The following is a 22,253-nucleotide window of genomic DNA, read 5'->3' as shown; positions in this document are numbered from 1 at the left end:
GTAAGCGACTATGGTGGAGTATATCTGTGCTCGTTCGGCATTCAAGGGCCTCTGGCTTGAGCCCCGACGGCCGCTCCGCTGACTAAGCTCCCTGGCCCCTGTGCCCCCCGCCCCTGTTTTCTTGCCGTGACCGCCCTCTGTCGCCGCCAATCTGAGCGAATTCTGGTTACCGGAGGCTGCGGATTTATTGGCAGTGCGCTGATCCGTAGGCTCCTCAGGCCCGGCGAGGGGGCGGCGCGCCAGGTGCTGAACCTCGACCTGCTGACCTACGCCGGCCTGATCGAGTCGGTCACCCCGATCGACGGGCAAGAACGCTACCAGTTCCTCCGTGCCGATGTGGCCGATCTCGTCGCGGTTAGCAACGCCATCGCCCGCTTCCGCCCCGACACCTTGCTCCACTTAGCGGCAGAGTCCCACGTCGATCGCTCGATCATGGCTCCGCAGGCGTTTGTGCACACCAACGTCCTGGGGACCGCTGCGGTGCTCGCCGCCTGGCGAGACTACCGTGATCGCCTGGCAGCCGACGAATCAGACCGGCTGTTGATGGTGCATGTCTCGACCGACGAGGTGTATGGGCCGATCGCGGCCCCCAAGGAATCGCACGAGGGCGACCCCTACGCCCCCAGTTCTCCCTACTCCGCCACCAAGGCGGCCGCCGACCATCTGGTGCGTGCCTACCAGACGACTTACGGACTCCAGGCGATCGTTACGCACGCCACCAACAACTACGGGCCCCGGCAGTGCCCCGAGAAGCTGATCCCGCTGGCAATCGAACGGGCACTGGCCCGGCAGCCGATCCCGCTCTACGGAGACGGCCAACAGGTGCGTGACTGGCTGCATGTGGACGACCACTGCGAGGCATTGCTAGCCGTAACCGAACGCGGAGTGGCAGGTGAGACCTACCACATCGGGGCCGCTGATCGGCACACCAACGCCGAAACAATCGAGTTGCTTTGCGAACAGATCGATGCGGCCCTAGCCGCCAACGGTGCGGAGGCGATCTCGACGCGACAACTCGTGACCCGCGTGGCGGATCGCCCGGGACACGACCGCCGCTACGCCCTCAATACCGACAAAATCTGTCGCGAGCTGAACTGGTCTCCGCGGATTGGGTTCGAGCAGGGACTGGCGAGCGTCGTCCGCTGGCGATTGGAGAATCCGGCTTGGATCGCTGCCGCCCTTGAGCGGCTGGCTCGCTATCGCTAGCGTCTCCGGTCCAAGACCGATCACAGCGAAGTGAATTCGAGCGGCTGCTCGCAGTTGGGATCGCTGATCCGGATAGCGCGCTTGCCGGCCAGCAGATCGTCGATCAGGTTACCGATCAGCTCGGCACGCCAACCCGAAGCGAGCGCCGGCGGATCTTCGCCCTCGCCAGAAAAACCGAGGCGATAGCTGATCAACTCGCGGATGTCGGTTGCGGTGCAAGCTAGGCTGGCGGCAATCTCGGCACGGTTGCACAGGCTCGTGATAGCCGGAGCAATAACCTGACCGAGCAGATTGAGCTGCGGCGGCGGCGGCTTGCGGCGCGGGCCCTGCAGGTCGTCAGTCGATGCCTCAAGCCCGCGACGGACCGCCAAAGCGATATCCGGGATCGACTTCTTGAGCTGTCCGTGCAGCATCCCGCGGATCGATCGGATCTTGTCTTCGCGATCCGACTTTTTCTTCGCCAATTCCACGATCAGATCATCACGCAAGACGCGGCGTGGTGGGAGGTCGCGGCGTTCCGCTTCGAGCTGACGCCACTGCCAAACCTCGCGAACCACTGCCAGACTGCGGAGCGGCAAGGCACCGATACCCGACACCTTACGCCACCGCTGGCGGGTGCGTGAGTCATCAACCTCGGTCAAGAAACCGTCCATCTCGGTGGCCAGCCAATCGATCCGGCCGTGCTGCTCAAGCCGCGCGATGATCTTGTCGTGCAGCGCAAACAGATACCGCACGTCTTCCAAGGCATAGTCGATCTGGGCATCGGTCAGCGGGCGGCGGCGCCAGTCGGTGCGTTGCTCGCCCTTCGACGGACGTTTGCCAAGGAAGCGTTGCACCACGGAGCTGTAAGCGGCCGGATACTCGGCGCTGCACAGGCCCGCAGCCAGCTGCGTGTCGAACACGTTGGCCGGGGCCCGACCGATCGCGGTGTGGCAAAAATTGAGCTCTTCACGGGCCGCGTGGACAATTGTGATGTGATCTCCCTCGGCTAGCAGACGCCAGAAGGGGGTCATGTCATCAATGCCCTGCGGATCGATGACCGCGGGCAACCCGTCATCGCCGATCACCTGCACCAAGCACAGCTCGGGGCGAAACGTATCCTCCGAGACAAATTCGGTATCGAAACCAATCCGCTTCGATCCGGCGAGCCGCGCACACAGGCTCGCTAGGTCGGAATCGGTCAGAACGGCTTCGTAAGACACTTAAGGTGGCGGGGGGGCGAGAGGCAAGAATCTGAGCGAGAAAGCGATAGCTTAGTCGCGCCGACCGATTGCCGACAGACCGACTTGCTCGGCGATTCTCCGCCTCTTAGCCAAACATCTGCCAAGCCACAAACGCCAGAACCGGCAGCAGGAAGGCGAAGCTGTACAGCATATAGCCAAAGAAACTGGGCATCCGCACGCCCGACTTCTCGGCGATCGCTTTGACCATGAAGTTGGGGCCGTTACCGATATAGGTCATCGCGCCCATGAAAACCGCTCCTAAGCTGATCGCCATGAGCCGCTTTTCCTCAACGCCGGCAACCAGGCTGGCACCCTCGCCCGTGACGAGAGTCTTGGCGGTCTCAAAGAAGACCACGTAAGTCGGCGCGTTATCGAGCACGCTCGAGAGGCCTCCGGTGATCCAGAAAAACTGCATCGGCGTGTCGATTCCCAGCTGCGCACCCTGTACGCCAAGGATCTGCAGCGCGGGCTGCATGCAGATAAAGATGCCGCTGAACAACGCGGCCACCTCGACAATCGCGTGATAATTGAAGCCGTTTGCCACCCGCACCGCATAGCTGCCCAGGCTCAACGAGAGCCCAACGAGCCCCAGTTGCACGAGTTCGCGGAGATACATCCAGGGGTGCCAACCGAGGCCCGGCAAGGGCTTCGAGGGGTCCAGCAGGGCCACCGCCGCCACAACCCCCAGCAGAAGCGGGCCGTTGACCGCCAAGCCGCTGAACTTGAGAGCGCGGATCTGACGCAGGTCGCGCGTGATATCGGCCTCGGTCTCGCGTGGATAGTAAGCGAGCTCATCCAGCAGCAAATAAACCAGCAGCAGCAGGCCGTTGCACATCAACCAATCCTGCCACAGATTGAGCGTCCAGAAAAAATCGACCCCGCGCAAGTAGCCCAAGAACAGGGGCGGATCGCCAATAGGAAGCAGACAACCGCCGCAGTTGCAAACGATAAAAATAAAGAACACGACCGTGTGAACGACGTGCTTACGCTCTTGGTTGGTCTCAAGGAGCGGCCTGATCAGCAGCATCGCCGCGCCGGTCGTCCCGATAAAACTGGCCAGCACTCCTCCCACCGCCATAAACAGGGCGTTGGTCATCGGATTGGCTTGGAGGTCGCCCTCGATACGGATGCCTCCCGAGATCGTGTACAGGCTGAACAGCAGCACGATAAACGGGATGAACTCTTGGAGCACCGCGTTCTCGAAGATCGTACGGACCAACCCCAGATTGAACCCCGAGGCGTCGGGAGCCGACACGTAATGGGCTGGCCAGTGGCCATCGATCGGAGTTTCGTGCAAGAACCCGTAGTACAGCAGCGTCACCACTCCCAGGCCTGCGGCAACCATAAAGCGACTGGTGTTGGACTCCCACCAGTGCGCGGTAGCGGGGATCAACGGCAGCACCGCGATCGACAGCAGCAGCAGTACGAACGGGGTGACGGTCCCGATCGGCGGGGCCGCCAGCGGAGCGTGGCCGTGGCTGTGGCCGGCGTCTTCGTGGCTGGACTCGCTCCCCCCATCGGTATCAGCCGATTCAGCGGCACTGCTCTCGGCACCCTCCTGCGGGGCGTGATCCGCATCGCCGTGATCCTGGCCGTGATCCTCGTTGTGGTGCGCAGCGGCGGCAGCCACAACGATCTGAGTCCCCTTCTGGGGCAAGCCAAGCGCAAGCGCTCCGGCGTAGATCAACGCGACGACCAGAATTGCCGTAACTACCGGGCGCGCGGTCGGGACAGCATGGTGGTGCGAGGTGTCAGCGTCGTGCGAGGCGGTATCGGACATGAACAGCTAAGGTGTGAGAATCGCCAATGCGGCGAAGAAGGTCGGCAACGGGCAGCTCGCCACCATCCCGGGGGGGGGATCGTGGGCCAAGCGGCTTGGGGAACAACTGACTTGTCGAACCGCCCGAGAGCTGAAAAGGTAGCCCCGCACCTGCGGCACGTCTATCGCGCTCGTAAATTACGGCAAATCGGTGGGTTGCAGGAACTCATTTTCCCTTTCGTAACGGTTTGGCCCCTCGTTGATCGGTTTGTCAGACACACTCCTGCCTGCCATCGCTCCGGGCTCATGCGGACTGCTCGTCAGCGTCCGCTCGGCCGCCGAAGCCGCCGCGGCCCTCGCGGGGGGGTCGGACGTGATTGATGTCAAAGAGCCCAGCGCCGGACCGCTAGGAGCGCCCTCGGCGCAGACCGTCTGTGCCATCTCCAAGAGGATCGGCAACCGCTTACCCTTGACCGCTGCCGGGGGTGAGTTGGTCGATGCGGTCAGCCCACCAGAATTCCGCGAGCCCGATCTTGCTGCTGCCAGGGGCGTGGCGATCGTCAAGTTCGGGCTTGCCCGGGCGGCCAAGACCGATTGGCGGTCCCAATACGCTCGACTCATGGCAGTCGCGTCTGCGCATCGGCCGCTGCCCGTTCTGGCAGCCTATGCCGATCATCAGGCGGCCAACGCGCCGCCGCCCGCCGAAGCGCTTAGTGCTACGGCCCAGGCCGGTTCGTCATGGCTGGTGTTAGACACCTGGGACAAGTCTCCTGGGGCCAAGGCCCTATTAGAATGCCTAGAAAGGGACGAGCTGGAGCGCTTACTCCGAACCGCCCAATGCGCTGGCGTGCATGTGGTAGTGGCCGGTCGGCTCGATGCGTCGGCGGTTGCCCGCGTAGCCGAACTGCTGGTCAAAGTTGGTGGCGGCGGGCTGGTCGGCGTTCGCGGGGCGGCTTGCCACGGCGGTCGCACAGGAACGATCGACGAGGCCGCCGTCAGACAACTCGCCAAAACCATCCGCTCCCACGCAGCACGGCCCCCCTTCCCTCTTAGGGGCGTCCTGACAGACTCTTAGCGGCCTGTGGCGACATCTCGTGGTCGCCCGGCCCCCGCTGCCGCGCTCCGTTGCCGCTGCGATTTCTACCCCCCTCAATCCAAGCGAATCGATGCCCAAATTCGAAGTCTCGATCCCCCACAATCTGGGCCGTGAGCAGGCGCGTGATCGGTTGCACGGATTCTCCGACATGCTCCGCGCAAAGTACTCAGACCAGCTTTCCGGCCTCGAGCAAACCTGGGAGGGGGACACTCTGTCGTTCGGGTTTACGACCTTCGGTTTCAAGATTCAGGGCAATCTCGCCGTAGAGGATGCGGCAATCCGCGTTTCGGGCGACCTTCCGTTCGCCGCCGCCATGTTCAAAGGCAAGATCACCGGTGCCATCGAAGAGCAGCTCAACCGGCTGCTGAAATAACCGGCCGGTCATGCGCGGCCCCTAAAAGGTGGAGAACCGAAACACCGTGCTGCTCGTTTGACTGCCCCCTGTCGTGACCTAAGTTTCGGCGTCCGCCCGATCAATACGCGATCGCGGCCCTTTCATTCGAAACCGGTCCGCGACCGACGCGACAGGAGCCCCCCCGATGAGCGCCCGAGTTTTAGTTGCCGACGATTCCAGCACCATGCGGAAGATCATCCTCCGCTCGTTGAATGCCGTTGGCGTTCCTAGCGCGGTCGAAGCTGCTGACGGCGAGGAAGCGATCAACCTCTTTGAGCCGGGCAAGTTCGATCTGGTTCTGACCGACTGGAACATGCCGCGCAAGACCGGCCTGGACGTCATCAAAGAGGTCCGTGCCAAGGACAAAGACGTCACGATCATCATGGTGACGACCGAGGCGGAGAAGGCACGCGTGCTGGAAGCCATTCAGGCAGGCGTCTCCGATTACCTGGTGAAGCCCTTCACGGCTGATACGCTTCGCGAGAAGCTCGAGAAGCACGGCTGCTGATTCCCCTCAGCTTGGGGCGGACACCAGACCCCACCCAGAAACTCACCAATCAACTTTCCGAACACCGTCCGGCATCTGCCGCGACGGTGTTCGTTTTTTAATGGTGTTCTTTACTACGCTGTTCATTTTTAGGGCTCAGCCCGCTCACCGAACCGTCGTTACTTCGATGATGCTCTCGATGCGGCGCACGACGAGTCCCGCCGACGCGGCAGCTGCTTCGAGCAGCTCGTCGAGCGACGCTTCACGCACCGAGAAACTGGTCCGCTGGGCTGCAATCGGTGCCGCTCCCGGTGTGATCCGCAGCTCCATGCCCGATCGCTCGGCGATCTGGCCGAGCACCGCCTCGAGCGGCTGTTCTTGCACGCGGAGCGTGTAACGCTGCTGCTCGACGGCAACAGCGGACGGCACGCCGGCCGGCGGCGTTTCCCGCGGTGTCAAGCGCGGGGCGATCGGCTGCGCGGTGGCGTTACTCAGCTCGAGAACGACCACCCCCGTGCGCTGGGGGTCGGCGTGCCAAGTTAGGCCGAAACCCGTCAACAGAACCGAAAGCTGGTCGGCGACCGGAGCGGTTGGCAACGTGCCGGCGTCCCACAAGTCGTGTGGCACAAGGTTGGCATTTTCGATCGTGATCCGTTCTTCGGCGAGCGCTTGCTCGATGATCTCGCGGGGCATGGCAAGACGATTCCAAACGATCTTTTTCTTGCGCTTGAGCAATCGCTGGGTAGCGCGCGGTGCCGATCCGAGCGGCGGTGCTGCGACCAGCGTCGCGGCCCCTTCGGAGGGGCCCAGATAAACCAGCTCGGCCCGATCAACGATCACCGCCTCGACTTGCTGCGCTAGCTGCAGAAACGCATCGCGTGCAGAGACCCCGTTGGCGCGGAGCGTTACGCGCGCGTGCGGGTCAAGCCGCCGATCGATAAAGGCCGTGACCTCCACCACCTGGGCTAAGCGGTGCGCTGCCTGTGACAGGGGCACATCACGCCACACGACATCGATACGGCGCGCCAGGGGATCATCACTCTGCTGAGACCCTGCAAGCGCCGGGGCGTTGCTCGCCAAGACCAGCGCGCCCACCGTCATAACAGCGGCAAGCGAGACCTCGCGGCAAGGCTTTGTCAAGTCAATCACGCCGTGAATTACCTTATTCCACACGGTTACGAGGGGATCGTCTTTTTTGATTGTCGGGGATTCAACCGCGATTAAACTCGAAGCTGCGACACGACGACGCGGCCGCGTGGCTTGCCTTGATTGTGACGCGAGTCTGTCGAGAAGCCCAGAACAACCCGAGGGAAACGTCGCACGAAGCGACGCCGCCCGTTAACCGCGACAACGGCGCCAGGGAAAGCGTCGGCGTCCTCTGGAACGAGACCGCCGCCGTGGAAGATCATTCGCTACGCAGCCCGTTGATCGTCGCTGCCTATGAAGGCTATCTGACCAATCAGGATTCAGCCGCCTTTGTCCAGATTGTTGCGAAGCGCTACACCTGCGCAACGCTCGAACGACTGGCGCTGATGGGCGATCGGGCCGCGCGGCGAGGTGCCGTGCTGGCAATCGGATTCATGGGCGACTATGCGGCCAACAGCACGCTAGGACGGGCTCTGACGGACCGCGACCGGGCGGTTCGCACCCTGGCAGAGAACGGCATCCGCGAGCTGTGGACCCGCGTTGGCAGCCGCGAGCAACGCCTCACCTTGCGCAACGTTGTCCGGCTGAATCAGGCGCGGCGCTATGAGGACGCCATCAGCCTATCAACCGAACTTATCCACGACTCTCCGTGGATCGCCGAAGCGTGGTGCCAGCGCGGCACGGCACATTACCACCTCTCTCAGTACGAAGCGGCGGTGCGCAACTGCCACCAAGCACTCGAGATCAATCCGTACCACTTCACCGCGGCGGTCGGCATGGGGCAGTGCTACCTCATGCAAGACAATCCGATGGCCGCGCTCGAATCGTTCCGCCGCGCGCTGCGACTCAACCCCGGTCTAGAAGAGGTTCGCGCTCACGTGATCCAGCTGCAGCGAACCATCCGCGACGAATGAACTGCGCGCGTCTGAGCGGAAGGCTTCCGAATGCCCTCGGGCGTTCGGTACCGAATCCGATTGATCCCGCATGCCGGCAAGTTTCTTGAGGGCCTTTTCTTCATCGGCCTAATCGCTCTTAGCGAACAACCGTATCGCTCGTGGCCGCGGCGACGCGTTCGGCACCGTTGGCGTAACCGTCGGCGTTCGTCCAGAACCGGCTAAGGGTTTCTTCGCTGGCAAAGAAGAAGAACTTGCCGCGGTACTCGACGGCGTACTGCCGCGAGCCGGCGACATTCTGTCGTTGATCGACCGCCAGGACCGGGTCAGCTCCCGACAAGGCCGGGGCAAAATCATCGGGCGTCGCGAGGAACGTATCGCGGTGCTCAGCAGAGGTGAACAGGTATGTGCGGCCCCGGTGGATCGCACCGTAGCGGACATCGCCCTGCTTCCAGGCCCAATCGCGCTTCATCGAAACCGGGCAGTAACCATCAAACGCCAGCGGCGGGCTGCCGGCCGGCAGCTGTGGTGCGGCTGTTTGTGAGGCCGGGGTAGCCTGGCGGGGCGTGCTGCTCGCAACCGTCGTCGGTGCAACGTTGGTTGCGGCAAGCGACGGGAGCTTATCCTGCGGCACTGTCGGCGGCACCGTCGTAGAACGCTGCGCTGCGACCGTAGCCGCAGGCGGGGCGGCAGCGGCAGGTTCGCTGTAGTACGGGTTGGCATTCGAGCCGGCGGGCGTCGCGGCGGGCATCACCTGCTGTGCGGAAGCCATCGGGGCCGAAGGGACGGCAGGATTCGACTGATTACCGAGACGGTTTGCCGGGGGCAGGTCCGATGTCGTTTGGTTCGTACGATAGGGTGCCGCCGCCATCAGGTTGTCGTAGGGAGAGCTTTTGCCGCGCTGGGCGACAGCCATCTCCGTCAAGACACCCAAGTAAGCCATCGGCGTCGCCGGGCTAACGTACGAGCGGATCACCTGCCCCTGGCTGTCGGCCACCACATCGGTCGGCACCCGCGTGACGCCGTACGATTGGGCCAGTTCAGGGTGCTCGCCGGCGTTGACTTTGACAGGCACATAATTGGCGGTAATGGCACCTGCCATGCCAGGCTGCGTAAAGACGCGCTGGTCCAGCAGACGGCACGGTCCGCAGCTTTCGGTCCAGAAGTGAAGCAGAACCAACTTGTTCGATTGCTGCGCTTCGGCCATGGCGGCGCGCAGGTCGGTCCGCCAGGGGATGGCATTCTCTGCGTGAGTGGCGGTTGTCGCGGTGAGCAGCACCACAACAGCTAGCGATCGGATCGGAGAACGCATCACGACAGACCTCGGCAGGCGATAGAATTACGGAAAGCCAGGCGGGCGCTACGCCAATGAGCAGCCCGTTAGTCGTGATATCGGAGAACCGACGGGGGTCGCTTTGGGTAAAATATGCCGCCTGGCTCGATTTTTCAGATTGTCCGGTCCGGGTCGGGTCGGTGCGAGTCGCGGCAAGCCCTCGAACCTTGCGGGCATTCGTATCGTAAGAGGAGCAGCAGGGGCTGTTTCTCCGCCCGGGAAGAAGCTGGCTTTGCCAGATAAATTCGGTGTGAATCCGCCTTGTCTAACTTGACATGCCCGGTGGGGGGAGCAATACTTCGCGCCAGAGGCAGAGAGTGCTGGCCTGCTGCCGGCAAGCGAGCTACCGCTCGTTCTTATGCCATCTGCGTTAAACCCTCAGCAGGGGACCACGCTTGCTAGCGTGTGCCAGGCTGGGGCCTCTCGGGTATCAGCAGCGACAATCAGCCCAAGCCAACGAGTTGGTGCTTGAGCAAGATTTTTGCGGTCTGAAAGCTACGTCCCGCTTGCCGAAGTGATTTGGCAGTGAGGGGGGACCGGAGCCGCTCTTGTTGCGAGACGTTCCGGGCCTGACGGCATCCTGAGAAAGCTGTTTTCCTTCGCTACGCGTCTCACCCCGCATGAGCGGCTGGCGTGTTCGACGGAAGCCACACCGGATTCTCACCAGGGTGCGTCCCGGGTGACGCACGGGTGGCTGCTAACCCATTGCCGAAATTTAGATAAACCCGCGGACGCTGTCTTCCGCTTCGACAAAACCCGCTGAGAGCTTTTAGCTCTCGATAAAGGGCTGTCGTTAAAGGTCTGCCACAGGCTGATCGAAGCCTACGGCAAGCCGGCAATACAACCCCGAGACTATCAGCTCGACAAGGCGACTGGCTCGACAAGGCTACTGGCGCGACAAGGCTACTGGCGCGACGAGTTTTGGGCTCGTCGACCGCAAAGCAGGGCTTCGACGCTCCGCCAGCTCGACGCTCCTCCAGCCCAGCCGTTATAAAAAGATACTGCGATTCCTTCGCGTCGCCGCACCGCTGCCAATGAAACGGCAGCCAAGCGGTGGATTAAATCCCTCTGTGGCTCGTTGGTGAAAGCAACGTCGCCGCGGAAGCAACGGCCGCTCACGGCGGTGGCCCGACATGAGGTCGAAACCCTTTCCCCCGAGGCCAGCCCAACCGAAACCCGCCTATCAAGGTTCGGTTCGGTTTACTGCCCCACCTCTCTAACGCGAGTCATTCTCGATTCTAGCGCTTGGTGCGCGTCGCCGTTCGGCCGCCCCTCCCCCCCTGCAATTTAATTTTTCACTACCACAACTGAGCGCTCAACGGCAGCTGCCGAGAGATCGCTCGCCGACGCAACCTCCGCCGAAGCGGGGCCCGGCGTCGCAAGCATCCGATAACTAAATCGATATGGCGAAGAAGAACCGGTCCGGCGGTCGTTACCGCGGACGTAATAACAACAACAACGGCGGCGGCGGCGGACAAGGCGGCGGCGGTGGCGGTGGCGGCGGCGGTGGCGGCGGCGGTGGTTACCGCGGCGGACGTCGCCGTAGCGGCGGCGGCGGCGGCGGTGGCGGTGGCCAGGGTGGCTACGGCGGCTATGACCCGCGACGCGAGGCCGAGCTGGACAACGCCCCGATGGGCGAACTCTCCCCGGCGGCTGGGGTGCTGGAGATGCACCCCAATGGGTACGGCTTTCTCCGCGACCCCAACACAAACTTCGTCCGCGAGCGAACCGATCCGTTCGTCCCCGGCACGATGATCGAGAAGTACGGGTTGCGCGAAGGCCTGCTCATCAGCGGTATGGTGCAGCAACAACGCCGCGATCAGGGCCCTCGTCTGCGCGAGCTGCTCGATGTCGAAGGGCGCAAGCCAGAGGATTACCTTGGCACCAAGTCCTTCGACGATCTCACGCCGATCACTCCCGAGGAATGGTACCGGCTCGAGACCGGCCCCGAGCCTCTGAGCACCCGGGTGATGGACCTGCTGACACCGCTGGGCAAGGGTCAGCGCGCGCTGCTGGTCGCTCCGCCGCGGACGGGCAAAACGGTGCTGACGCAGCAGATCAGCCACGCGATCAGCGAGAACTACCCCTACGTGAATCTCATGGTGCTGCTCATCGACGAGCGCCCCGAAGAGGTCACCGACATGCGCCGCAGCGTCAAGGGCGAGGTGCTCGCCAGCAGCCTCGACTGCGACGTCGAGTCGCACGTGCGGCTCGCGCAGCTCACGATCGAGCGCTGCAAGCGCCTGACCGAGATGGGCAAAGACGTGTTTCTGCTGATGGACTCGATCACGCGTTTAGCGCGGGCGTTCAACAAGTGGGTTGGCAACACGGGCCGCACCATGTCGGGCGGTGTCGACATCAAAGCGATGGACATCCCCAAGAAGCTTTTCGCCACCGCGCGGGCCTTCGAGGAGGGCGGTTCGCTGACGATTGTCGGCACGGCCCTGATCGAAACGGGCAGCCGGATGGACGACCTGATCTTCCAGGAGTTCAAAGGCACGGGCAACATGGAATTGGTGCTGGATCGCAAGCTGTCCGACCGCCGGATCTGGCCGGCGATCGACCTGGAGCAGTCGGGCACCCGGCGGGAAGAAAAGCTCTTGCCGCCCGACACTCTGCATGCCGCCACCATGCTCCGCCGCACCCTGGCAAGCATGCACCACATCGACGCGATGGAGCAACTCACCACCAAACTGGGCAAGTTCAAGAGCAACAGCGAGTTTATCAACCTGATCCAAGGCGCTGGAGCCATGAACTGACGGCCTCTTTGCCGAGGCCGGCCGCGCTGAAACTGCACGTCTCACATCGGCTCGACGGCACCGCTCGGATCGGTTTCAATAACGACCTCTGGCGAGGCAACTTGCCAGGCGACGGGGACAACAACTAGGCGGAGCCACGCCCGTTGCCCCGGACCCCGGAGGGTAAGCGAATTGGCTAGCACCCTGATTGGAATTCAGGCGCCGGTTTACCGGTTGCGGGTTCGACTCCCGTGCCCTCCGCTCGCAAGTAGAATCAAGGGCGTCTCCCCGCGGGGTAGACGCCCTTTTTTTGTTTTGTCAGCCAAGCAAGATTTCGCCGCGTGGCTGTCACCTGCCGGCTGACTGCGTTGCGGCTCAGACCGCTACGACTCATTGAGAGGTCTTCTGTAATGCGTTCACACTCCGCACGGCTCTCGTTATCCCGATCTAACAGCGCGTTGGCTGCGAAGCGGTTCAGCGGCTTGGTGGTGATTGCGGTCTTTGCCGCAGCCTTCGCAGCGAGGGGAGAGCTGGCTCTGTCGGCCCCCCCATCGGCAGTCAAAGCGGCCCCCGACAAAGCTCTGACGGCGTCCGAGATCCTCACCAAGTTACGTCCCGCGCACCCGCGGGTGATCGCAACTCCCGAACGTCTGGCAGCAGTGCGACAGCGGCGTAATAACGACCCAGCGTTTGCAGCCGAGTTGCAAACGCTCATCGAACGGGCCGAGGAAAAACTTGCCGCCCCTCTGTCCGAACGCAAACTGGCCGGGAAGCGTTTGCTGTCGGTTTCACGCGAAGCGCTGCGGCGGGTGTCGCTATGGTCGCTCGCTTTTCAGCTGACCGATGACAAACGCTTCGCACAACGCGCGGAAGAAGAGTTGCTGGCGATCGCGGCGTTCACCGATTGGCATCCGAACCACTTCCTTGATACGGCCGAGATGGCAGCGGCCGTCGCGATTGGTTACGACTGGTTGTACGAAGAGTTATCGGAAACTACTCGAAACGAGCTACAGCAGGCCCTGGTAGACAAAGCGCTCCGCCACGTGCTGAGCGATCCCTGGTGGGTCTCAACGGAGCACAACTGGTGCCAGGTTTGCCTGGGAGGGCTCACCATGGCCGCTCTCGCGATCGCCGAGGACGAGCCAGCGCTGGCGGCGGAGGTGCTGACCCGCGCACGCGATCACATGCCGAGGGCCCTCGCTCAGTACGGACCGGATGGGGTGTATCCCGAAGGGCCCTCTTACTGGGTCTACGGAACTTCGTATCAAGTGCTGGCGATCGACGCGCTGAGAACCGGTTGGGGCGATGACTTTGGGTTGGCAGAATCGCCCGGGTTCTTAGCGAGCGACCGGTTCTTTGACCAAGCGCAAGGCCCAACAGGCTTGCTTTTCAATTTCTCGGATTGCCTAGAAAAGACCGGGCAACCTGCCTTACGCGTGTGGATGAGTCGGCAACAAGGATCGCTCGACACACCACTGGATCGAGCGCTCAGCCACGATTCTGACTTCGACGCCTTCACGCCTTTCTGGTGTGTTTCTGCCTCGCCCCAGCCAAAGACTTCAACGCGCCAAACCCTGCCGCGTAGCTGGCGGGGGCGCGGCGTACAGCCGGTGGTGATGTTCCGGACCGCTTGGAACAACCCGCGTGCCATGTATCTTGCGGCAAAAGGCGGCAAGGCAGGGATCAACCACGGCCATATGGATGCGGGCTCGTTTATCTTCGAAGCCAACGGGGTCCGCTGGGCAAGCGATCTAGGCATGATCGCGTACCATCGGCTCGAAGCGCAAGGGGTCAAGCTCTTTGATCGCAAGCCGGACGGAGATCGCTGGAAGATTTCTCCGTATCGGAACGAATCGCACAACACGCTGACCATTTCCGACAAGCCTTTTGAGATTCAAGAGAATGCGGCCATCACGTCCTTCGATCCGCTGGACACTGACCAAACGCCCGATCGGGGCAGCGCAACGATCGACCTAAGCGGCCCGCTATCCGCTGTCGCGGAGTCAGCCGAGCGGCGTTTCGACTTCGATGCTTCCGCCAGCGTTGTCACGATCCACGATGAACTGACGGGGATTCTTCCGGGCGCTCCCGTGGTGTGGACACTCGTCACCCGTACCCACGCGGCAGTGATCGAGGGCAGCACCGTGGCAACGCTAACGGCTGGCAAAGAAACGCTGACTATAACGGCAGAAAGTCTCGCAGCCGGGTCCTGGACTGCTGAGCCGCATCGCCCGCGGCCCGGGCAGTACGGACCACCATTCGAAGGGGTGACCCTGCTCCGCTGGACAACATCGGCCCGCGAGGACGGCCGGGCAAGCATCACCGTTCGGCTCTCCCCCGAGAAGCGTTTCCCTGCCCTTCCCACGGGCATCGAAGAAGTTGAGCTGGGGCGCAGCCTCGATGACCAGCCGATCCTGGCCCGCGTCTGGAGCCATCCCGAGCCGACCGGCGCTCGGCCCGAAACGATCTTCATGCTGGCAAGCATTCACGGCAGCGAGCCCGCGGGAACCCCCTTGATGCAGCGCTTCGAGGAGTGGCTTGTGGAGCAAGACGATCCGCGGCTGCCGCGTCAGATCGTGATGACCCCCATCGCGAATCCCGACGGTTATGCGGCAGGGGAACGCTTCAATCGCAACGGTGTGGATCTGAACCGTAACTTCCCCGCCGGCAATCGCACCGAAGCGACCCGGCACGGCGAGCGTCCGCTGTCGGAGCCCGAGTCGGCAGCGCTATTGCGTGCCCTGCGGCGTTATCCGCCGACGCGGGTGCTCAGCATCCATCAACCACTGGAGTGCATCGACTACGACGGTCCGGGGCAAGCGATCGCAACCGCCATGAGTCGGGCGATCGGTGGACGACTGCCGGTTGAAAAACTCGGGGGACGGCCCGGTTCGCTCGGATCGTATGTGGGCGAAACACTGGGCAAGCCGATCATCACGCTGGAACTTTTCGCGAGCGAACAAGACCGCGGAGCCGAGGCACTATGGCAAGACTACGGACCCGCACTGATCGCGTTCGCACGGGGCGAAGGCCAGGCGGAGGTTGGTAGTCCGTAGATCGCTCACGCCGAAGTGCCAATTTTATCGTGGGGCGAGCCGCCCGATCTCTTCTACCTGTAAGGGGAAGCGTTCGGCTAGCCCGGCGACTTCCTCAGGCGTTGCGACGTGGAAGTCGCGGAAATCAAAGCCCGGGGCCACTAAGCAACTCAGTAGCGCCCAGCCGGGGGCCGCGTTGCGATCGGCTAGCCGACAGCCCTGCCAGACGTCGCCAGGAACCACCGCCTGGGGCCGCTCCCCCGACAGCAGATCAGCCCCCAAACGCAACTCTTGAGCGGGTCCTCCGTTCGGCAGAAGCAGCATCGCAACCGGGGCACCGGCGTGCCACAGAAAAACCTCGTCGCTCGGCAGCACATGCCATGCGGATGGCGATTCGGGAGTTACGAGAAAGTAAATCACGGTGAGCGCGTCGCGTTCGCCCTCGTACTCGGGTCCGAAACACCCCGGCACGAGCTTCCGTCTTGAACGGAAAGTCTCGCGATAGAAGCCCCCTTCTTCGGGCAACGGTTCGAGATCCAGTAGGCGGATCACTTCTGCGGCGGTGGGTTCGCTTGTTTTCATTTGAAGATCACTCCACAAGGTGCTCAGCCGCGAAGGCTGTGGGGTCCCATAACTCGGTGCTCACCCGGCAGTACGGCGCGGGTCGCGCGACGTAGGCAAAGACTTGGCGGATCGAATTGTCGGCCAGACGAACGTCGATCGCTCGCCGCTCGTACTCCGCTCCTTCGTAGCGATCCAGGCGGGCAAAGTCCCGTTCGCTGAGGCCCTGGTAGAGCCTGCCGGTCGCGATCGCGTCGGGGTCTGAGACGATGGCTGGATAGGGCCGCCCCGCCACGCACCGCACCGACCATCCCGCGGCAACCGCCGGCAGACTCGGTCGATTTCGGCCGACCACACGCAGCCAGACCGGCTCGAACATCAGCGTGCCGTAGGTGAACAGCAGGCCCGTTGGGGTTAAGATCGGTTGAGCTGAATCGTTGCTGGCAGAAACTGTCATTTTTGTTTGCCTTACAGTCCGCGGCCACTGGGTCGCGCCATCGCTTGGACGCTCCGCCACCACCCCCGATCAGCAGTCGTCATAATGCCCGATTGAAGCAGGCAGCGCGGCTGCGGGACAGCCGTCAGCGTCGTAAGACGGGCCTGTTGTTGGTGGATGGCGCACGGGAAACACTCCGCGCCCTGCAAGCGGGCGTCACGCCCGTCGAGGCGTTTGTGCTGGAGGGGGCTACCGGTCCGCGGATCACCGAGGCCTGCCAGGCGCTCGAGGTGCGTGGGGTGCCACTGGTGCAGGTCGCCGCTGACCCCTTCAGCAAGCTGGCTTTCGGGGATCGGGCCGATGGCGTGGTGCTGGTTGCCCAACGTTGCGAGCGGCCGCTGCAGCGGCTCAGACTGCCCCCCAATCCGCTGCTGCTGATTGTCGAACGGATCGAAAAGCCGGGCAACCTGGGCGCGATCTTGCGGACCGCCGACGGCGCGGGCATCGATGCCGTGGTGGCGGTTGATCCTCTGGCGGACTTCGACAATCCCAATGTCATTCGAGCCAGTGTTGGTGCCGCGTTCCGCGAGGGAATCGCCGCGGCTCCGCTAGACGAAACGCTCGCGTGGCTGGCAGAGCTTGGCGTGCAATTGGTAGTCACCCGGCCCGATGCGTCGGCAGCCTACACCACCATCGACTACCGCGAACCGACAGCGATCGTGCTGGGCAACGAGGCGGACGGGCTCTCGGCGGCTTGGGACCGTCTGGGTGCCACAGCCGTATCGCTGCCGATGCACGGGATCGCCGACAGCTTAAACGTTTCTACCACGGCCGCCGTGCTAGCCTACGAGGCGCGACGGCAACGAGACACGCCCTGATCTCCTGAATGCTCGCTCAAGGAATCAAAAGGGCATGCGCCGACTAGCAATCTAGGGGGTTTTGGCCGCAGGCGAAGCGGAGACCGTCGTCTTGGCCTCGGTCACGGCATAGTCGATACGGCGGATGTTGGCCCAATCGTCTTTGTAGGTGATCGGCACGAACTTGACCGCACCGGTTCCGGCGAACTGCTCACCGACGGTGGTACCCTCCCAGACGAAACCGAGCAGCGTTTCCCGAATCGCTTCGCGAAGAGCCGGCGTCAGATTGTGGGCGTAGCCGATCAGGGCCGGCGGAAATCGCTCTGACTCGTAGAGGACATTGAAGTCTGATTCGCTGACCTGGCCCTCAGCAACGAGGCGGGCCAACAGGTCGCTGGCGACCGGGGCGGCGTCGTGCTCTCCCGCGACGATGTCCTTGATCGAGGTATCGTGCCCCCCCGTGAATCCCCACTGGTAGTCACGCTCGGGCTGCAAACCTTCTTTCAAGAGCAGAACCAATGCCGCTTTGAAGCCGGAATTGGAGTTGGGATCAACAAACCCCAGTTTCTTGCCCGTGAGCTGGGCAAACTGGGTGATGGGACTCTTCGCAGGCGTGAGGAGCTTCATGGTATATCCCCATGAGCCATCGCTATTTCCGGGGCAGCAGACCGGTGTGACGCCCGCCTCGGCAACGGCCAGCGATGCCGCTCCGGTGCTCAAGCCAACAATATGCACCTCGCCCCGCACGACCGCATCCAGTTGATCGCCCAGCTTCTCGAAGGTCTTGTACTCGACCGGCTTGCCGGTAGTTTCCGAGAGCGCAGCGATGAGATCGACCCACGCGCCGGGGCCCCCTTCGGCGTCCGGATTCGCTCCCGCGATGTAGGAGAAAACGAGCCGCTCAGGATCCTGGCATTGATCGTCCGCCGGCGGGTCACAAACCAGGTCGCCGTCTTTGTCGATCATCTCGAATTTCTCGGTGAGCGTCGTGATCTGCGGCCCAAGCAACCGGTCAAGCATGTCCGCTTCGAGCTGTTGCTGAGCCGCTTTCTCGTAAGACGGCAGCATCGCGTTGACCACCAACGCCACCAGGGCAACGGGCAGCAGCACCTTTAAAAGTCGGCCAAGAGAGATGGCGCTGGCGGGTGAATCGCTCATCGCGGAGCTGTCCTCAGAGCTAGAAGGGGGGCGACACAACCGCTTTCTTCCGGAACGGAAAAACGTAAAAGCCGTGCCTCGCGCGGGATTGGTAACATACCAGCATGGAATGCGGTTGCAACGTTCGGCCGGGCAACCGGCACGCTATCCGGCCCGAGTCACGCGGAGAAATCTTCGGCCTGCGGGGCAATCGGCTAAGGCGATTCGCCGCCCGCAGCCTTTAGGGTGTTGGCGAGCAGCATCGCGATCGTCATCGGCCCCACCCCCCCGGGGACCGGCGTGATCCAGCCGGCGACCGCTTCCGCGGCCGCGTAGTCCACGTCTCCCACTAGCCCGGAATCGGTCCGATTGATGCCGACATCGATCACCGCCGCCCCCGGCTTGATCCAGTCACCCCGGACCATCTCTGGTTTACCAACCGCGGCGATCAACAGATCCGCCGAGCGGCAAACCGCTGGTAGGTCGGGCGTACGACTGTGGGCCAGCGTTACCGTGGCGTCCCAACCCCGTTGGGCGAGCAACAATGCCATCGGCTTGCCGACAATGTCGCTGCGGCCGATCACCACGGCGTGCTTGCCGGCCGTTTCAATCGCGTTGCGGCGGAGCATCTGCAACACGCCGTGCGGTGTACAGGGCAAGAACCGCGGCTGCCCCTGCACCATCAGACCAACGTTTTCCGGATGAAAAGCGTCCACATCTTTAGCCGGATCGATCGCCCGCAACACGGTGTCGGCGGCGATTTGGTCGGGCAGCGGGAGCTGGACCAGGATGCCATGCACCGCCGGGTCGGCGTTTAGCTTAGTAATCAGCTCAAGCAATCTGGCTTGAGAGATATCGGCCGGAAGCCGAGCAAGCCGGCTCGCGATGCCAGCCTGTTCGCAGGCTTTTTGTTTGTTACGCACATAAACCTGGCTGGCCGGATTTTCTCCCACCAGCACCGCCGCCAGGCAGGGTTGCTTACCTCCCGCAGAGACGAGGCGGGCAACCGCGTCGGCGATCTCGCCGCGAATGGTTAGCGAGAGCTGTTTTCCATCGAGAATCTTCGCCATTCGTGGCCTCCGTATCGGTCGGGTGTGCGGGCATCGTATCGCGCCTTACCGCCCGCAGCGACCGAAGAACTAGCCGGGCCACACACGCCACAGCACCGCCAGTGTCATCGCCGCGTAGCACGCGGCCATCACATCGTCGGCCATGATGCCCCATCCCCCGGGTAAACGCTCCAGACGGCGACAGGGCCACGGCTTGGTGATGTCAAAGAGCCGATGCAAGCCAAATCCTAAGGCGAGCCAGATTGCGCACCGGCAAGCGTCGGGAGCCAAGGCAAAAACCAGCGGAACGGTCGTAAACTCGTCCCAAGTGATCGCTTGCGGGTCCTTGGCGTCGACTGTCTTGTCGAGGCGGGCCAGGTCAGCCGCGGCTCGGCCGCAGAGCGGGCCGCCCATCAGGATCAGTATTCCGATTGCCGTTAGCTGCCACGCCTGCCCCGGCAAGGCGGCGATCGCCAGCGACAAAGGCAACCCCCACAGCGCCCCCACCGTGCCGGGAGCGGGCGTGTCACGGCTCACCCCCAAGCCGGTCGCCAACCAAATGGCCAGCGTCCAGCGCACCGGCTCAGGACCGGTCGGGGCAGAACCCTGAGCATCGAGCGGAGAAGCTGGCACCATTGGATTTCGCTCCGCTAGCGATCGGAGGGGCGCTGGTCCCGCTCGCTGCGCGGGTCACCCTGACTGTTGTAACGGACCGCCGCCATGTAGACCGCCACCGGCACGCAGACCACTGGGAATAGGTACATGATCCACATATCGCTCGCGTAGCCCAAAGCACAGGCCATGACGCAAGCCAATCCGAAGACCCACCAGGTATCGCCCAGGAAAAGTTTGAGTCCTTTCATGACGGCTCGCTGAGGGATTGCGCTTGAGGATGTGTCGCAACGAGTTAAAAAAAGGGGGGTCGGCGGATCCGGTGGCCTGCTCGCGGGGCCAGGGCTGTCTCGCGGGGCCAGGGCTGTATGGTCCGCTTAAGCGGTGCCCATTACAATCTCCGGTCTCGCTAAGCCCTTCCTCGCTCGCCCTGAGTCCATGAACGACCGCACCGATACGGACGCTCCCGAACTGACCCCCGTCGAGGGCTTCAAGGCCGCTAGCACGTATCTGCGGGGCCCCATCCCCGCGGAACTGGCCAACGACGAGCCGAACTTCTCGGGCGAGAGCATCCAGCTGCTCAAGCATCACGGCACCTACGAGCAAGACGATCGCGACCGCCGCAAAGAGGCCAAAGAGGCCGGCGTTCCCGGCGGCAAGTACTACTCGATGATGGTCCGCACCGTCATCCCGGGCGGCAAACTCACTAGCGCCCAGCTCCTGGCGGAACTGGACCTGTGCGACGACGTGGGCAACACCACGCTGCGCTTCACCACCCGCCAAGGAATCCAGCTCCACGGCATCCTCAAAGGCGATCTGAAGCGCTACATCGCCGCCGTCAACGCCGTGCAACTGACGACGCTGGCCGCCTGTGGCGACGTGGCGCGCAACATGATGTGCTCGCCGATCCCCAAAAAGGACGCCGTCTACGACGCCATGCAGCAGCTGGCGGCCGACCTCAAGGAACACTTCAAGCCACAGACCGGTGCCTATCACGAGCTGTGGATCACCGACTCGGCAACCGGCGAGAAGACCCGTGCCGGCGGCGGACCCACGCTCCGCACCAGCGGCATCAAAGACGGCGACGCCATCGAGCCGATCTACGGTGCCACCTACCTGCCCCGCAAGTTCAAGATGGGCGTCGGCCTGCCGGGCGACAACGCCGCGGACCTGTACTCGCAAGACATCGGCTTCCTTGCGATCACGGAGGGATCGGGGCAGGAAGAACGCGTGGTGGGCTACAACCTGCTCGTCGGCGGCGGGTTTGGCCGCACGCCCAGCGCCGCCAAGACCTTCGCAGCGGTCGCCCAGCCGCTGTGCTACTGCCCCGCCGGCGAAGAGATCGCCGCGGCCGAGGCGGTCATGAAAGTGCAGCGCGACTTTGGCGATCGGACCGACCGCAAGACCGCCCGCCTGAAGTACCTCGTTCACAACTGGGGCCTTGAGAAATTCAAGGCCAAGGTCGAGGAGTACGCCGGACGCGATCTCGCCGCACCGCTCCCCGTCTTGGTTAACGAGCACAACGACGGCATGGGCTGGCATGAGCAGGGGGACGGCCGCTGGTACTACGGCCTCAATGTCGAGAACGGCCGCGTCAAAGACGAGGGGACCTTCCGTCTGAAGTCAGCGTTGCGCGAGATCGGCACGACCCTCGCCCCCGAGCTGCGCATCACGCCGCACCAGGGCGTGATCTTCTGCGACATCGAGCCGCAGGACCGCACAAAGCTCGAAGCGATTCTCAAAGCGCACGGCGTGCCGCTGACCGAAGAGGTCTCGATCGCGCGCCGCTGGTCGATGGCGTGCCCCGCTATGCCGACCTGCGGCCTGGCCATCACCGAGAGCGAACGCGCTCTGCCGGGCATCCTGGACCAACTCGACACCGTGCTGGCCGAACTCGGCCTGCAAGATGAACCGTTCACTACACGCATGACGGGCTGCCCCAACGGCTGCGCTCGGCCCTACAACTCCGATATCGGACTCGTGGGCCGTGCGAAAGAAAAATACACCCTGTTCCTAGGCGGTAGCCGGTTAGGGCATCGCCTGAACTGGATCTACAAAGACATGGTGCTGGCCGACGAAGTGGCCGCTACCCTCGGCCGGGTGTTCGCGCACTTTAAGGCCGAGCGTCAGCCGAACGAACCGTTCGGCGACTTCTGCGATCGCGTGGGCAAAGACGCCCTCTTAGCCGCGTGCGAGGCGTGAGCGGGTTGCGAATAGCGAGCCTACAGCGATCCAATGATCATCTCGCCTCGATCATCACCCTTTGTGACACTACTATCCAAGCTACTGAC

19 protein-coding genes and 1 tRNA gene are annotated in these 22,253 nt (G+C 63.2%); 10 read left to right on the top strand and 10 right to left on the bottom strand.

Going from position 1 to position 22,253, the window contains the following annotated elements; translation table 11 throughout:
- The first annotated feature begins 126 nt into the window (after window positions 1-126).
- Window positions 127-1,206: a dTDP-glucose 4,6-dehydratase gene (gene rfbB, locus Pla111_RS01290; protein ID WP_197524656.1), complete on the top strand. Its 1,080-nt coding sequence runs from the start codon at window positions 127-129 to the stop codon at window positions 1,204-1,206.
- Window positions 1,207-1,226: 20 nt separating this feature from the next.
- Here rfbB and Pla111_RS01285 read toward each other — a convergent pair whose 3' ends face one another.
- Both Pla111_RS01285 and Pla111_RS01280 read right to left on the bottom strand, forming a co-directional pair.
- Entirely contained in the window at window positions 1,227-2,408 is a 1,182-nt protein-coding gene (locus Pla111_RS01285; protein WP_146570616.1) for a ribonuclease D, read from the bottom strand.
- Window positions 2,409-2,514: 106 nt separating this feature from the next.
- Window positions 2,515-4,209, bottom strand: a complete 1,695-nt coding sequence (locus Pla111_RS01280) for a sodium:proton antiporter (RefSeq protein ID WP_146570614.1) — start codon at window positions 4,207-4,209, stop codon at window positions 2,515-2,517.
- Window positions 4,210-4,447: 238 nt separating this feature from the next.
- On the opposite strand from Pla111_RS01280, the gene Pla111_RS01275 reads away from it, so the two are divergent.
- From Pla111_RS01275 to Pla111_RS01265, 3 genes are all read left to right on the top strand, one after another.
- Window positions 4,448-5,263 (top strand): (5-formylfuran-3-yl)methyl phosphate synthase, encoded by an 816-nt coding sequence (locus tag Pla111_RS01275; RefSeq protein ID WP_146570612.1) that lies wholly within the window; start codon window positions 4,448-4,450, stop codon window positions 5,261-5,263.
- 91 nt (window positions 5,264-5,354) lie between these two features.
- Window positions 5,355-5,657: a polyhydroxyalkanoic acid system family protein gene (locus Pla111_RS01270; protein ID WP_146570610.1), complete on the top strand. Its 303-nt coding sequence runs from the start codon at window positions 5,355-5,357 to the stop codon at window positions 5,655-5,657.
- Between the two features lie 166 nt (window positions 5,658-5,823).
- The gene (locus tag Pla111_RS01265; protein ID WP_146570609.1) at window positions 5,824-6,186 is read left to right on the top strand and encodes a response regulator; all 363 of its coding nucleotides are present in this window, start codon (window positions 5,824-5,826) and stop codon (window positions 6,184-6,186) included.
- Window positions 6,187-6,330: 144 nt separating this feature from the next.
- On the opposite strand, the gene Pla111_RS01260 is transcribed toward Pla111_RS01265, so the two are convergent.
- On the bottom strand, window positions 6,331-7,314 hold the full coding sequence (locus Pla111_RS01260) for a hypothetical protein (RefSeq protein WP_146570607.1): 984 nt from the start codon (window positions 7,312-7,314) through the stop codon (window positions 6,331-6,333).
- Window positions 7,315-7,562: 248 nt separating this feature from the next.
- Between Pla111_RS01260 and Pla111_RS01255 the strand changes: the two genes are divergently transcribed.
- The gene (locus tag Pla111_RS01255) at window positions 7,563-8,225 is read left to right on the top strand and encodes a tetratricopeptide repeat protein (protein ID WP_146570605.1); all 663 of its coding nucleotides are present in this window, start codon (window positions 7,563-7,565) and stop codon (window positions 8,223-8,225) included.
- Window positions 8,226-8,343: 118 nt separating this feature from the next.
- Here the strand turns inward: Pla111_RS01255 and Pla111_RS01250 are convergent, their stop codons facing one another.
- Entirely contained in the window at window positions 8,344-9,516 is a 1,173-nt protein-coding gene (locus Pla111_RS01250) for a DUF255 domain-containing protein (RefSeq protein WP_146570603.1), read from the bottom strand.
- Window positions 9,517-10,940: 1,424 nt separating this feature from the next.
- Here Pla111_RS01250 and rho point away from each other — a divergent pair.
- From rho to Pla111_RS01235, 3 genes are all read left to right on the top strand, one after another.
- Window positions 10,941-12,296: a transcription termination factor Rho gene (gene rho, locus Pla111_RS01245; RefSeq protein WP_146570601.1), complete on the top strand. Its 1,356-nt coding sequence runs from the start codon at window positions 10,941-10,943 to the stop codon at window positions 12,294-12,296.
- A gap of 157 nt (window positions 12,297-12,453) precedes the next feature.
- Window positions 12,454-12,536 (top strand) — tRNA-Ser (locus Pla111_RS01240).
- Between the two features lie 149 nt (window positions 12,537-12,685).
- The gene (locus Pla111_RS01235) at window positions 12,686-15,331 is read left to right on the top strand and encodes a M14 family zinc carboxypeptidase (protein ID WP_146570599.1); all 2,646 of its coding nucleotides are present in this window, start codon (window positions 12,686-12,688) and stop codon (window positions 15,329-15,331) included.
- A 24-nt stretch (window positions 15,332-15,355) separates the two neighbouring features.
- Here the strand turns inward: Pla111_RS01235 and Pla111_RS01230 are convergent, their stop codons facing one another.
- Together Pla111_RS01230 and Pla111_RS01225 are read right to left on the bottom strand one after the other, a co-directional pair.
- Window positions 15,356-15,892 (bottom strand): cupin domain-containing protein, encoded by a 537-nt coding sequence (locus Pla111_RS01230; RefSeq protein WP_146570597.1) that lies wholly within the window; start codon window positions 15,890-15,892, stop codon window positions 15,356-15,358.
- Between the two features lie 7 nt (window positions 15,893-15,899).
- Window positions 15,900-16,328: a gamma-glutamylcyclotransferase family protein gene (locus Pla111_RS01225; protein ID WP_146570595.1), complete on the bottom strand. Its 429-nt coding sequence runs from the start codon at window positions 16,326-16,328 to the stop codon at window positions 15,900-15,902.
- Window positions 16,329-16,372: 44 nt separating this feature from the next.
- Here Pla111_RS01225 and Pla111_RS01220 point away from each other — a divergent pair, with 44 nt between their 5' ends.
- On the top strand, window positions 16,373-17,185 hold the full coding sequence (locus tag Pla111_RS01220) for a TrmH family RNA methyltransferase (protein ID WP_197524654.1): 813 nt from the start codon (window positions 16,373-16,375) through the stop codon (window positions 17,183-17,185).
- A gap of 51 nt (window positions 17,186-17,236) precedes the next feature.
- Here Pla111_RS01220 and phnD read toward each other — a convergent pair whose 3' ends face one another.
- From phnD to Pla111_RS01200, 4 genes are all read right to left on the bottom strand, one after another.
- Window positions 17,237-18,322 carry a phosphate/phosphite/phosphonate ABC transporter substrate-binding protein gene (gene phnD / locus Pla111_RS01215; protein WP_146570591.1) on the bottom strand — a complete coding sequence of 362 codons (1,086 nt, stop codon included), beginning with the start codon at window positions 18,320-18,322 and terminating at the stop codon, window positions 17,237-17,239.
- A gap of 194 nt (window positions 18,323-18,516) precedes the next feature.
- Complete coding sequence (folD, locus tag Pla111_RS01210; protein ID WP_146570589.1) at window positions 18,517-19,371, bottom strand: bifunctional methylenetetrahydrofolate dehydrogenase/methenyltetrahydrofolate cyclohydrolase FolD; 855 nt, start codon at window positions 19,369-19,371, stop codon at window positions 18,517-18,519.
- A gap of 69 nt (window positions 19,372-19,440) precedes the next feature.
- Entirely contained in the window at window positions 19,441-19,986 is a 546-nt protein-coding gene (locus Pla111_RS01205; RefSeq protein ID WP_146570587.1) for a phosphatidylglycerophosphatase A family protein, read from the bottom strand.
- A gap of 14 nt (window positions 19,987-20,000) precedes the next feature.
- Window positions 20,001-20,213: a hypothetical protein gene (locus tag Pla111_RS01200; RefSeq protein ID WP_146570585.1), complete on the bottom strand. Its 213-nt coding sequence runs from the start codon at window positions 20,211-20,213 to the stop codon at window positions 20,001-20,003.
- A gap of 187 nt (window positions 20,214-20,400) precedes the next feature.
- Between Pla111_RS01200 and Pla111_RS01195 the strand changes: the two genes are divergently transcribed.
- Window positions 20,401-22,164, top strand: a complete 1,764-nt coding sequence (locus tag Pla111_RS01195) for an NADPH-dependent assimilatory sulfite reductase hemoprotein subunit (protein WP_146570584.1) — start codon at window positions 20,401-20,403, stop codon at window positions 22,162-22,164.
- The last annotated feature ends 89 nt before the right edge of the window (window positions 22,165-22,253 follow it).

This window comes from Botrimarina hoheduenensis (assembly GCF_007859815.1).
Classification (GTDB): domain Bacteria; phylum Planctomycetota; class Planctomycetia; order Pirellulales; family Lacipirellulaceae; genus Botrimarina; species Botrimarina hoheduenensis.
This window is presented reverse-complemented; position numbering and strand designations above follow the sequence as displayed.